This window comes from Telluria sp. LT2P34 (genome assembly GCF_059685915.1).
The window spans coordinates 1,105,456-1,117,788 of record NZ_JCASIN010000001.1 but is presented as its reverse complement, the minus strand read 5'-3'; the positions used below and the strand labels follow the sequence as shown (position 1 = coordinate 1,117,788).

Sequence of the window (12,333 nt, the reverse complement as noted above, 5' to 3'; positions counted from 1 at the left end):
CCCCTGGCGCCTGCTGCGCCGGGGGGCTTTTTTCATTGCTAGCGCCGGTTGATATGCAAGCCCGGCATCAGGCACCGCTGCGCATGGCGTTGAAAACCCGGTCAGTCGCCATTAAATACGGTGTAGCTCACCGATTAACCTGATCCAGGAGCAAGCTCGTGGAATACAAGGACTATTACCAGGCCCTTGGCGTCGACCGGAGCGCGTCTGCGGAGGACATCAAGAAGGCGTACCGGAAAATGGTGCGCAAGTACCACCCGGATGTCAGCAAGCTCAGCGACGCCGATGCCAAAACCAAGGAAATCAACGAAGCCTACGAGGTCCTGGGCGACGCTACCAAACGCGCCGCCTACGACGCGCTCGGCCGTGGCCATCGCGCGGGCGAATCCTTCCAGCCGCCGCCCGACTGGGGCGAGGGCTTCGATTTTTCCGGGGCGGGTGCCGAAGACTTTTTCGCCGACCTGTTCGCGCAGGCCGGGCGCCGCCCGGGCGGTGGCGGCGGTTTCCGGATGCGGGGCGACGACATCCACGCCGCCATCACCATCGACCTGCTTGACGCCTACCAGGGCGCGACGCGGACGGTCAGCCTGCGCGTGCCGCGCCGGCAAGGCGACGGGACGGTCGCGATGGAAGAAAAGACGCTCGACGTGCGGATTCCGCGTGGCGTCACGCCGGGCCAGCAACTGCGCCTGGCGGGGCAGGGACACGAGGGCCATGGGGGCGCCGGGCCGGGCGACCTGTACCTGGAAATCGGCTTCGCCCCCGACCCGCGCTACCGGATCGACGGCGCGCACGTGGTCGAGAACGTGCCGGTGACGCCCTGGGAGGCGGCGCTGGGCGGGATGGTAGCGGTGCAGACGCCCTCCGGCACGGTCGAGGTCACGGTGCCGGCCGGCTCGCAGAGCGGGCGCAAGCTGCGCCTGAAAGGGCGCGGCATCCCGGCCAACCCACCTGGCGACCTGTACCTGATCCTGGACGTGGTGCTGCCTCCGGCCAACAACGACAAGGCGCGCGCACTGTACCAGGCCATGGCGCGCGAGCTTGCATTCAATCCGCGCGCCGCTTGAGAAACTACCGAGGAGGCTGAGATGGCAGTGAACCAGATCGTCACCGGGGTGTTGATCGACGAGATCGCACTGGACCTGGACGAGCTCGCGCAGGCCTGCAAGGTCGAGCCGGACTGGGTGGTGCGGCATGTGGAGGCGGGCGTGCTCGGCGCAGCGCAGGACCAGGCGGCCCTGCGTTTTCGCAGCGCCGACCTCGCGCGGGCGCGGCGGCTGCTGGCGCTCGAGCGCGATTTCGACGCCAACGAAGAACTGGCCGCGCTCGTGGTCGACCTGGCCGACGAAGTGCGCCGCTTGCGCGCACGCCTGCGCGTGCTTGGCCTGTCCACCCCCTGAAGCGCGCGCCGTGCACGCTGCGGTGCTCCTAGAATGGTGTCAGATAGATTACAACTGACGACACCGAGGAGGTCATATGGAGCAAGGAAGCAATGGTCGAGCGCTGCAGGGCAAGCGCGTTGCGGTGCTGATGACGGACGGGGTCGAACAGGTCGAATACACCGGGCCGCGCAGTTTCCTGGAGGGGCAGGGCGCGCAGGTGATCCTGATTTCGCCGAAGGGCGTGGGGGCGGCGGTGCAGGGCATGAACCACGACGCAATGGGCGACACCTTCCCGGTAGAAATGAACCTCGCCGATGCGCGGCCGGCCGACTTCGACGCTTTGCTGCTGCCGGGCGGCGAGAAGAATCCGCTGGAATTGCGCAAGAGCCCCGAGGCGATCGCTTTCATTCGCGACTTCTATGCCGAGGACAAGCCGATCGCCGCGATCTGCCACGCGCCGTGGGTGCTGATCGACGCCGGCATCGCCGAGTCGCGCAACCTGACCAGCTGGCCGGACATCCAGGACGACATGCGCGCCGCCGGCGCCGAGTGGGTGGACCAGGAAGTCGTGATCGACGAAAAACTGATCACCAGCCGCAAGCCGGACGATATCCCGGCATTCAACGACGCGCTGCTCAAGGCAATGATGGTGTCGCCGGAAATGTCGGACGTCGGACCGTCGTCGTAAATCACCGCTGCGCGCGCAGCGGGGCTAGCTTCCGCTAATTTCCCGCTGCAATTTTTTCGTCAACTTCGCAAACACCAGCTCATACGACCTGCGCAACAACTGCGCAGCTTCCGCATCGCCCAGCGCCTTCGCCTCTTCGACAGACACCCACTTCGCACGCGCCAGGTAGGGCGCCGGGATGATTCCCGGGCGGTCGGTCAACTCGAGGAAACGGTCGTCCTCGACCTTGAAGCTCATGCCCGTGGACTCGCCCACGCTGGTCACGGCGAACATCTTGGCGCCGATCGAAAAGACGATGTCGCTGCCCCATTTGGTGTCTTCGGTGACCCCGGGGAAACTGCGGCAGAGGGTCTTGGCTGCTTCAAAATCCATGTGCTGTACCCGGGCTCAAGGCTTGCGCAAGCCGTAGTTCGGTTCGCGCTCGAGGTACATCGCGAAATGCACGACCATCGCGCCATTGAAACCCTGGCCCACGACGCGGGCGCTGACCTTGTCCTTGCCCGACGTGCCCATGTCGAGGGTCGCCGAGAAGGCGCCGCCATCCATGTAAGGCAAGGAAATCTTTGCGTTTCCCGTCACGCCTTCGATCTTCAGGCCAGCCGGCGCCGCCGGGTTCGGCTGTGCGATTGCATGGATGGTGATCTTGGTGCCGCGCAGCTCGGCGGGAGCGAGTACCGCTTCTTCGTCCGACCCGATGATGAATGAGGTGGAATACAGCACTTCCTTACCGTTGACTTTCAACATGATTCCCTTGATGACGTGTTGTTGCTAATGAGATCGAATTAGGCAAATGCTAACACAGCGGGTATCTGTTGATTGGTTCGGCTGGCGGGTTCGTTGTTAGTGAACGGCGGCGGAGCCGTAGGTGCGGCGCTGGTCGGGATGGGCGAGGACGCGCAGGGCGATGGCGAAGGGGATGCCGGCCTCGTACAGGGAGCGGGCGGCAGCGTACATGCCGCGTGAGCGGAGGTCGATGATTGAGGTGTCGATCAGGCGGGCGGTGTTGTGGTCGCGGCGGGTTTTCATGGCGGGTCCCCTGGTTTGTTGTGTGTTTTGTATGGGGTAACGATACGCTTTATTTCGGCGGGTGTGCAAATTGCGTTGGTGTCGGACACTTCATGGCAAAAAATCGCTGCGCGATTTTCTTTAGTCAGGCGAATCGGAGAGCCTTTGCGCCCGGAGGCGCAAAGTCGCTTGCAGGCTCGCCGCTTTGCGGCTCGAAACCCCTGCAAGCCCCTCGTCCGTGCCGTCCGACGGTCCGATTCCCTCCGGCTAAACACCACCGCATAACGACAACAGCCCCGCTGGCTTGCGCCAGCGGGGCTGTTGTCGTTATGCGGTGGTGGAGGCGGAGGGAATCGAACCCTCGTCCGCAAGCACTCTACAGACAGTTCTACATACTTAGCACTATCATTTAATTTAGCCGGCACGACGGGGATGTGCACCCTGCGTACCAGCGAGTTACCTTAAATTTCGGAAGCAACCAAGTAACCCGGTTGATTCCTAGCCCCTGTAAATGACTCTACTGCCTTGCGGCCACCCCAGGGGCGAGGTGTTGTAGAGCTAGCAGCAATTAAGCTGCGAGTGCGTACGAGTTATCGTTTGCAGTTATTGATTTCTGGATGTATTTACGAGGTAACCAGTCCTCGGTATGCCCTGCGCTGCTTTGCAACCCACGTCGAAACCAGGTCGCCCCCACAGAACTTGAATTGTACTCCAATCGCGCAACCTGTGGTGCGCCTCAGGCTGTCGTGGATCAGACGTGCCCCGTGAGCTTACGAAGTGTTGCAAATGATTGTGCGGCTGAGCCACCGTAGGGCAGCGTGGGCGGAGCCCACCCTACGAAACCTGTCTGGCTGCATGGGCGGAGCGCACCGCACGAAAAAAACCGCAGCCGGGAAAGCGCTGCGGTTCAAGTCAGACAAGAGGAAGCAAAATTACTGACCGTTGCGCTTGGCGATTTCGTTGCCGAGGTAGCCGCCGCCGATGACACCGGCAAGCGTTGCGATTTTCTTGCCGTTGCCGCCGCCGATCTGGTTACCGATCAGGCCGCCGATGACGGCGCCGGTGCCGATGCCGACATAGTTCGGCTGGGCCTGGACTGGCGCCGGGGCAGGGCGGGAGTAGCGTGGCTCTTCATAGCGCACCACTTTCTGCACCGGGCGGTGGTACACGACACGCGGCTTCTGGACCACGGTGCGCTTCACGACCGGCGCGGCTTCCTGTTTCACGATGACCATCGGGGCCGCCGGGTTGCCGGTCTGGACGTAGGTCGTGGTGCCCGGGGCAGCGGTGACGACATACGGGGCTGGCGCCTGGGGCGCTGGGGCGGCGTAGTGTGCGACCGTCTGCGGCAGTGGGTTGACCTGGTACTGGCCGGCTGCCAATGGCATGCCGGGGGTCGCCATGCCAGGCGCTGCGGCAGCGGTCATGGCAGGGGCGACGGCGGACGTCACGGCCGGCTCGGCGGCGCCACGCGAGCTGGGCAGCAGGCCGGTGATGGCGGCGGCGCCGGTCAGGCTGACGATGATCACCGACGCGGCTGCGGCGGCCATCAGGGGATGCATGCGGGTTGCGGTGGCGGTGGTGTTCATCTTTTGCTCCATCATGTTGCGTTGTCGATGGATGGAGCTTACCGGCCGTGTCTATTGCAGGATAGACAGAAGCCTGTTTCAGTCGTAATCAGTTGTAACTATCCGCAGTCGCGTTCGGCGCAATGCTGCGCAGCACTTCCAGCAGTTCGACCGGGGTGGCGCAGAGGTAGTCGGCGCCCCAGCTGGTCGGTTCGATGGCGCCGCAGTAGCCCCAGGCGCAGGCCACCGTCACCATGCCGGCCGCGCGGCCGGCTTCGATGTCGCGCAGGTCGTCGCCGACGTACCAGCAGTGTTCCGGCTCCAGCCCCAGGCGGCGCGCGCCTTCCAGCAGCGGCGCCGGATGCGGCTTGGCGTGCGGCATGGTGTCGCCGGAGACGATGCAGCCGGCGTGGGCCAGGCCGATTTGCGGGATCAGCGGGTCGGTAAACCGGGCGGGTTTGTTGGTGACCACGCCCCAGGCCATGCCGGCTTCCACGATGCCGCGCAGGAGCTGGTCGACGCCTTCGAACAGGCCGCTTTCGACAGCCATGTTGGTCTGGTAACGGTCGAACCATTGCAGGCGCAGCTCTTCATAGCCTTCGTCGCCCGGCGCCAGGCCGAAGGCGGCGCCGATCATGCCGCGGGCGCCGGCCGAGGCGGTCGGGCGCAGCACGCTGTAGGGCGTCGGTTCGAAACCGCGCTCGGTGCGCAGCCAGTTGACGGCGGCGGCGAGGTCGGGGGCGGTATCGGCCAGGGTGCCGTCGAGGTCGAACAGGACGGCACGCGGTGCCGGGGTGTGGGCGAGGGAGGTCATCTTGGCGAGGCTTCGTTGCAGAGGTTGAGTCAGACAGGCTTGGTTACACAGGCTTGGTTACACAGGCTTGGTGCAGGCCATCATGTAATTCACATCGGTATCGCTGTTGAGCGAATAAATTCTGGTCAGCGGATTGTAAGTCAGGCCCTTCATGCCGTCGATCTGCAGGCCGGCGGCGCGCATGAATTGCGACAGTTCGGCCGGGGTCAGGAATTTGCCATAGTCATGGGTGCCGCGCGGCAGCATGCGCAGCACGTATTCGGCGCCGATCACGGCCAGCAAATACGCCTTGGGATTGCGGTTTATGGTCGAAAAGAACAGCTTGCCGCCGGGTTTTACCAGGGCGGCGGCGGCGCGCACGATCGAGGCCGGGTCGGGCACGTGCTCGAGCATTTCCATGCAGGTGACGACGTCGTACTGGCCCGGCTCTTCGAGCGCCATGTCCTCGGCCGCAATCAACTTGTAGCGCACTTCGACGCCCGACTCGAGGCCATGCAGGTCGGCCACTTTCAATGCCTTCTTCGACAGGTCGATGCCGGTCACTTTCGCGCCCTTGCGCGCCATCGATTCCGACAGCACGCCGCCGCCGCAACCGATGTCGATCACCTTCTTGCCCGCCAGCGGGGCGCGCGCGTTGATCCATTCCAGGCGCAGCGGGTTAATTTCGTGCAGCGGGCGGAACTCGGAAGTGGGGTCCCACCAGCGGTGGGCCAGCTCGCTGAATTTGTTGATCTCTAAGGGGTCGGCGTTCGTATTCATAGGACGGAATAATAGCGGGAAATAATAATGCGCGACGGACGCCGTATGACAAATCTTTGGCGGGCGAAAAAAAACCCCGCCGTAGCGGGGTTCATCGTGCCTGGACAGGCTTACTGCGGACGGCTGCGGGTGCCGACGACTTCGATTTCGACGCGACGGTTCTTGGCGCGGCCAGCGGCGGTCTTGTTGTCGGCTTCCGGCTGCGATTCGCCCTTGCCTTCGGTGTAGACGCGCGCTGCATCGATGCCCTTGCCGGTCAGGTAGGCCTTGACGGCTTCGGCGCGGCGGATCGACAGCTTCTGGTTGTAGGCATCGGTACCGATCGAGTCGGTGTGGCCGACGGCAATGATGACTTCCAGGTTCATGTCGCCCAGCTTCGAGGCCAGATCGTCGAGCGATGCCTTGCCGGCAGGCTTGAGGACGGCCTTGTCGAAGTCGAAGAAGGCGTCAGCCGAGTAGCTCACTTTTTCCGAGGTTGGAACCGGTGCCGGTGCCGGTGCGGGCGCCGGAGCAGGGGCTGGCGCCGGGGCCTCGACGACTGGCGGTGGCGGCGGAGCGACGCACTTGCCGTTCTCGAGTTTTTCAGGCGGCACGCACAGCGGCGCGTCGCAACCTGGAACCGCGTCAGCCGGGGTCCAGTAACCGGTACGCCAGCACAGGCCGAAAGGATCGCGCGCGATCACGCCGCGGCTGTCCTGGACGTACGCGCTATACGGCTTGTTCGCCTGGATGTCGGTCGTCAGCGGTGCGTAGGGTGGTGCACTTTGGGCAAATGCACTACCAGCCATCGCTGCCGACGCTGCCAGCATGAGGGTTGCAATCTTCTTCATATTTTTCTTCCTTTCGGTTTTAAATCTTTTCTTAGCGAAACGCTCAGTCATTACCGCTCAATTAGCATTTATGTAGGCAGAATACTAACATCGACACCGCTGCGCTCGTTTCGCATTGCGAAACATGCAATTAACTTCTCGGCCATTTTGCCACATGCGCCACACGTATACGACCGTCGTATCGCGCAATAAGGCCGCAGGGGGTCACCCCACGTTGTTTCTGCGCAACAACGGATTGGCAGTGCACGCTAGCTTGACGAATGTTTATGACAGGCTTGTGTCAGATCAACAATTACGAGCAATTGCCGGGCCGGGCGGTCCAGGCCCGGCCAAGGTCGTGAGCCCTGCCTGCAAATGTCGCAAGCACTATAGGTGCATGGTAGAATCATTGGTTGGAACTCATAACCATTAGCCTGAAAGCAGTCGACCCGCCCAATGGATCAATTCGCAAAAGAAACAGTCCCTATTTCCCTCGAAGAAGAGATGCGCAAGAGCTATCTCGATTACGCCATGAGCGTGATCGTGGGCCGAGCGCTGCCGGATGTGCGCGATGGCCTGAAGCCGGTGCACCGCCGCGTCCTCTTCTCGATGCACGAGAGTAATTACAACTTCAACCGCCCGTACGTGAAATGCGCGCGCGTGGTTGGCGACACCATGGGTAAATACCACCCGCACGGCGACTCGTCGATCTACGACACGCTGGTGCGCATGGCCCAGGACTTCTCGCTGCGCTACACATTGGTCGACGGCCAGGGCAACTTCGGCTCGATCGACGGCGATAGCGCCGCGGCAATGCGTTACACCGAGTGCCGCCTCGACAAGATCGCCGCCGAACTGCTGGCCGACATCGACAAGGACACGGTCGACTTCCAGCCGAACTATGACGGCAAGGAAAAGGAACCGACGGTCCTGCCGACCAAGATTCCGAACCTCCTGATCAACGGTTCGTCCGGCATTGCGGTCGGCATGGCGACCAACATCCCGCCGCACAACCTGTCGGAAGTCATCAACGGCGCCCAGCACCTGCTGCGCAATCCGGACTGCACGATCGACGAGCTGATCGAACTGATCCCGGCGCCGGACTTCCCGACCGCCGGCATCATCTATGGCGTCTCGGGCGTGCGCGACGGTTACCGCACCGGCCGCGGCCGCGTGGTGATGCGCGCCAAGACCCACTTCGAGGAATACGGCAAGGATGGCGGCCGCATCGCGATCATCATCGACGAGCTGCCGTACCAGGTAAATAAAAAGTCGCTGCTCGAGCGCATTGCCGAGAACGTGCGCGACAAGAAGCTGGAAGGCATCAGCGACATCCGCGACGAGTCCGACAAGTCGGGCATGCGCGTCGTGATCGAACTCAAGCGCGGCGAAGTGCCGGAAGTGGTGCTGAACAACCTGTACAAGCAGACCCAGCTCCAGGACACCTTCGGCATGAACATGGTGGCGCTGGTCAATGGCCAGCCGAAGCTGCTGAACCTCAAGCAGATGCTCGAGTGCTTCCTGTCGCACCGCCGCGAAGTGGTCACGCGCCGCACCGTGTTCGAGCTACGCAAGGCGCGCGAGCGCGGGCACATGCTCGAAGGCCTGGCCGTCGCCCTGGCCAACATCGACGATTTCATCGCCATCATCAAGGCCGCGCCAACGCCGCCGGTCGCGAAGATGGACCTGATGGGCCGCGCCTGGGATTCGTCCCTGGTGCGCGAAATGCTGCTGCGTACCGCCGAGGGCAGCACCATCGGCGGCATCGACGCTTTCCGCCCGGAGCACCTGCCGAAGCACTACGGCATGCAGGCCGACGGCCTGTACAAGCTGTCGGACGAGCAGGCCCAGGAAATCCTGCAGATGCGCCTGCAGCGCCTGACCGGCCTGGAGCAGGACAAGATCGTCAACGAGTACAAGGAAGTGATGTCGCACATCGCCGACCTGCTCGACATCCTGTCGCGTCCGGAACGCGTGACGACCATCATCAGCGACGAGATGGTCCAGATCAAGGCCGACTACACGGAAAACGGCAAGGACGCGCGCCGCTCGGTCATCGAGCAGAATGCCAGCGACCTCGACACCGAAGACCTGATCACCCCGCAGGACATGGTGGTGACCCTGTCGCACACCGGTTACATGAAGTCGCAGCCGATCGCCGAATACCGCGCGCAAAAGCGCGGCGGGCGCGGCAAGCAGGCGATGGCGACCAAGGAAGAAGACTGGATCGACCAGCTCTTCATCGCCAATACCCACGACTACATGCTGTGCTTCTCGAACCGCGGCCGCATGTACTGGCTGAAGGTGTGGGAAGTGCCGCAGGGTTCGCGCAATTCGCGCGGCAAACCGATCGTCAACATGTTCCCGCTGCTCGACAACGAGAAGATCACGGTGATCCTGCCGCTGTCCGGCGAAAACCGCACCTTCCCGGAAGACCATTACGTCTTCATGTCGACCTCGCTCGGCACGGTCAAGAAGACGCCGCTGCGCGACTTCTCGAACCCGAGGAAGGCCGGCATCATCGCGGTCGACCTCGACGAGGGCGACTTCCTGATCGGCGCCGCCCTGACCGACGGCCAGCATGACGTGATGCTGTTCTCGGACGCCGGCAAGGCCGTGCGCTTCGACGAGAATGACGTGCGCCCGATGGGCCGTACGGCACGCGGCGTGCGCGGCATGAACCTGGAAGACGGCCAGCAAGTCATCGCGCTGCTGGTGGCCGAGAACGAGCAGCAGTCGGTGCTCACCGCCACCGAGAACGGCTTCGGCAAGCGTACCCCGATTACGGAGTACACCCGCCATGGCCGCGGCACCAAGGGCATGATCGCGATCCAGACGAGCGAGCGCAATGGCAAAGTGGTTGCCGCAACCCTGGTCGACGTCAGCGACGAGATCATGCTGATCACCACCGGCGGCGTCCTGATCCGCACCCGCGTCTCCGAGATCCGCGAGATGGGCCGCGCCACGCAAGGCGTGACCCTGATCGCGGTCGAAGACGGCACCAAGCTGTCGGGCCTGCAACGGATCGTGGAAACCGATCTCGAGGAAGTCGAGCTCGAAGCCGGGCCGCAGTAATGCGATCAGCCACTCCTCCCGGAGTGGCTTTTTTTTCGTGGGCGCCGACGAAAGGACTTCAATGACCCAGGTATTCAATTTTTCCGCCGGCCCCGCCGTCCTGCCGAAAGAAGTGCTGCAGCAAGCCGCTAGCGAGATGCTCGACTGGCACGGCAGCGGCATGTCGGTGATGGAGATGAGCCACCGCGGTCCCGAATTCATCTCGATCTACAGGCAGGCGGAAAGCGACTTGCGCGAGCTGCTCGCGGTGCCGGCCAACTACAAGATCCTGTTCATGCAGGGCGGGGGGCTGGCCATGAACGCCGTCATTCCTCTGAACCTGCTGGGGCGCGTGGCTCAGCCGGCGACGATCGACTTCGTGCATACCGGTTCCTGGTCGGGCAAGTCGATCAAGGAAGCGGAGCGCTATGCCCGGGTGAATGTCGCCGCGTCCGGCCAGGCCGGGGGTTTTACCGGCGTGCTGCCGCAGGACAGCTGGCGGCTGACCGATGGCGCAGCCTACCTGCACGTCTGCACCAACGAAACCATCGACGGCGTCGAATATAACTTCGTGCCGGATGTGCCGCAAGGCGTGCCGCTGGTGGCGGACATGTCCTCGCACATCCTGTCGCGCACCGTCGACGTGTCAAAATACGGCGTGATCTTTGCCGGCGCCCAGAAGAACATCGGGCCGGCCGGGCTGACGCTGGTGATCGTGCGCGAGGACTTGCTGGAACACGCGCTGCCGATCTGCCCGTCCGTGTTCAACTGGAAGAACGTGGCCGAACACGAGTCGATGTTCAACACGCCGCCGACCTATGGCATTTATATTGCCGGGCTGGTGTTTGCGCACCTGAAGCGCCAGGGTGGCGTGGCGGCCATCGAAGAGCGTAATATTCAGAAGGCGCAGCTCTTGTACGAGGCGCTGGACAGGGATGACTTCTACAGCAACCGGGTCGATGCCTCCTGCCGCTCGCGCATGAATATCCCGTTTTATTTGCGTGACGAGTCCTTGAACGATGCTTTCCTGGCCGGGGCGAAAGCGCGCGGCCTGCTGCAGCTGAAGGGCCACAAGTCGGTCGGCGGCATGCGGGCATCGATCTACAATGCGATGCCGCTCGACGGGGTGCAGGCCCTGGTCGATTATTTGAACGAGTTTGCGGGGCGACCATGACAGACAAACTGACCCCCCTGCGCCAGCAGATCGATGCCATCGATGCGCAAATCCTTGCGCTCTTGAGCCAGCGCGCCTGCATTGCCCAGGAAGTCGGGCATGTAAAAGCCGAAACCGACGCGCCGGTGTTCCGCCCCGAGCGCGAAGCGCAGGTGCTGCGCGGCGTGGCCGAGCGCAATCCCGGGCCCCTGAGAAACGACGACGTCCAGACCATCTTCCGCGAAGTAATGTCGGCCTGCCGCGCGCTGGAAAAGCGCGTTACCGTCGCTTATCTGGGCCCGCCCGGCACCTTCAGCGAGCAGGCCGTCTACCGCCAGTTCGGCAGCGCCGTGGAGGGCTTGCCCTGCGCCTCGATCGACGAAGTGTTTCGCGCCACCGAGGCCGGCACCGCCGACTTCGGCGTGGTCCCGGTCGAGAACTCGTCGGAAGGGGCGATCAACCGCACGCTCGACCTGATGCTGGCCACCACCACGGTGATCAGCGGCGAGGTGTCGATTCCGGTCCACCACAGCCTGATGACCAAAACCGGCGGCATGGACGGCGTGACCGTCGTCTGCGCCCACTCGCAGGCGCTGGCGCAGTGCCAGGTCTGGCTCAACCTGCACCACCCCGGCATCGAACGGCGCGCCGTCGCCTCCAACGCCGAAGCAGCGATCATCGCCAGCAGGGATCCGACCATCGCGGCGATTGCCAGCGAGATGGCCGGGCAGCAGTACGGGCTGGGCGTGGTCCAGGCCCACATCCAGGACGATCCGCACAACCGCACCCGCTTCGCCGTGATCGGCAGCATGGCCACCAATGCCTCGGGACGCGACCATACCTCGCTGGTGCTGGCCGTGCCGAACAAGGCCGGCGCCGTCTACAAACTGCTCGCGCCGCTGGATAAATACGGCGTGTCGATGACGCGCTTCGAGTCGCGCCCGGCGCGCATCGGCACCTGGGAGTATTACTTCTACGTCGACCTCGAGGGCCACCGCCAGGATGAAGCGGTGGCGCGCGCCCTGGCCGAGCTGCAGGACAATGCCGCCTTCTTCAAGCTGCTGGGGTCCTACCCGGTTGCCCTTTAATTCATTTTCGAGA

Annotated in this window: 13 protein-coding genes and 1 other RNA gene; 6 read left to right on the top strand and 8 right to left on the bottom strand. The window is 63.4% G+C overall.

Annotated features, from left to right (window positions below; all coding sequences use genetic code 11):
• Nucleotides 1–158: 158 nt before the first annotated feature.
• The 3 genes from AC56KZ_RS04985 to AC56KZ_RS04975 all read left to right on the top strand — a co-directional run bounded on the left by AC56KZ_RS04985 (nt 159) and on the right by AC56KZ_RS04975 (nt 2,070).
• A complete protein-coding gene (locus tag AC56KZ_RS04985) occupies nt 159–1,067 on the top strand; it encodes a DnaJ C-terminal domain-containing protein (protein ID WP_497161011.1) in 909 nt (302 codons plus the stop codon).
• A 21-nt stretch (nt 1,068–1,088) separates the two neighbouring features.
• The gene (locus AC56KZ_RS04980; protein ID WP_497161010.1) at nt 1,089–1,400 is read left to right on the top strand and encodes a chaperone modulator CbpM; all 312 of its coding nucleotides are present in this window, start codon (nt 1,089–1,091) and stop codon (nt 1,398–1,400) included.
• Between the two features lie 76 nt (nt 1,401–1,476).
• Nucleotides 1,477–2,070: a type 1 glutamine amidotransferase domain-containing protein gene (locus AC56KZ_RS04975; protein WP_497161009.1), complete on the top strand. Its 594-nt coding sequence runs from the start codon at nt 1,477–1,479 to the stop codon at nt 2,068–2,070.
• A 24-nt stretch (nt 2,071–2,094) separates the two neighbouring features.
• On the opposite strand, the gene AC56KZ_RS04970 is transcribed toward AC56KZ_RS04975, so the two are convergent.
• The 8 genes from AC56KZ_RS04970 to ompA all read right to left on the bottom strand — a co-directional run bounded on the left by AC56KZ_RS04970 (nt 2,095) and on the right by ompA (nt 7,046).
• A complete protein-coding gene (locus AC56KZ_RS04970; protein ID WP_497161008.1) occupies nt 2,095–2,442 on the bottom strand; it encodes an MmcQ/YjbR family DNA-binding protein in 348 nt (115 codons plus the stop codon).
• 15 nt (nt 2,443–2,457) lie between these two features.
• A complete protein-coding gene (locus AC56KZ_RS04965) occupies nt 2,458–2,814 on the bottom strand; it encodes a hypothetical protein (protein ID WP_497161007.1) in 357 nt (118 codons plus the stop codon).
• A gap of 96 nt (nt 2,815–2,910) precedes the next feature.
• Nucleotides 2,911–3,096 carry a hypothetical protein gene (locus AC56KZ_RS04960; RefSeq protein ID WP_497161006.1) on the bottom strand — a complete coding sequence of 62 codons (186 nt, stop codon included), beginning with the start codon at nt 3,094–3,096 and terminating at the stop codon, nt 2,911–2,913.
• Between the two features lie 314 nt (nt 3,097–3,410).
• Nucleotides 3,411–3,767, bottom strand: a transfer-messenger RNA (tmRNA) gene (ssrA, locus tag AC56KZ_RS04955).
• Nucleotides 3,768–4,007: 240 nt separating this feature from the next.
• Nucleotides 4,008–4,664, bottom strand: a complete 657-nt coding sequence (locus AC56KZ_RS04950) for a glycine zipper 2TM domain-containing protein (RefSeq protein WP_497161005.1) — start codon at nt 4,662–4,664, stop codon at nt 4,008–4,010.
• 88 nt (nt 4,665–4,752) lie between these two features.
• Entirely contained in the window at nt 4,753–5,457 is a 705-nt protein-coding gene (locus AC56KZ_RS04945) for an HAD family hydrolase (RefSeq protein WP_497161004.1), read from the bottom strand.
• A 57-nt stretch (nt 5,458–5,514) separates the two neighbouring features.
• On the bottom strand, nt 5,515–6,216 hold the full coding sequence (ubiG, locus tag AC56KZ_RS04940; RefSeq protein ID WP_497161003.1) for a bifunctional 2-polyprenyl-6-hydroxyphenol methylase/3-demethylubiquinol 3-O-methyltransferase UbiG: 702 nt from the start codon (nt 6,214–6,216) through the stop codon (nt 5,515–5,517).
• Nucleotides 6,217–6,326: 110 nt separating this feature from the next.
• Nucleotides 6,327–7,046, bottom strand: a complete 720-nt coding sequence (ompA, locus tag AC56KZ_RS04935) for an outer membrane protein OmpA (RefSeq protein ID WP_497161002.1) — start codon at nt 7,044–7,046, stop codon at nt 6,327–6,329.
• Between the two features lie 435 nt (nt 7,047–7,481).
• On the opposite strand from ompA, the gene gyrA reads away from it, so the two are divergent.
• From gyrA to pheA, 3 genes are all read left to right on the top strand, one after another.
• Nucleotides 7,482–10,100: a DNA gyrase subunit A gene (gyrA, locus tag AC56KZ_RS04930; protein WP_497161001.1), complete on the top strand. Its 2,619-nt coding sequence runs from the start codon at nt 7,482–7,484 to the stop codon at nt 10,098–10,100.
• 61 nt (nt 10,101–10,161) lie between these two features.
• Nucleotides 10,162–11,253: a 3-phosphoserine/phosphohydroxythreonine transaminase gene (gene serC / locus AC56KZ_RS04925; protein ID WP_497161000.1), complete on the top strand. Its 1,092-nt coding sequence runs from the start codon at nt 10,162–10,164 to the stop codon at nt 11,251–11,253.
• Complete coding sequence (pheA, locus tag AC56KZ_RS04920; RefSeq protein ID WP_497160999.1) at nt 11,250–12,320, top strand: prephenate dehydratase; 1,071 nt, start codon at nt 11,250–11,252, stop codon at nt 12,318–12,320. The genes serC and pheA overlap by 4 nt, the downstream gene beginning before the upstream one ends.
• Nucleotides 12,321–12,333 lie beyond the last annotated feature (13 nt).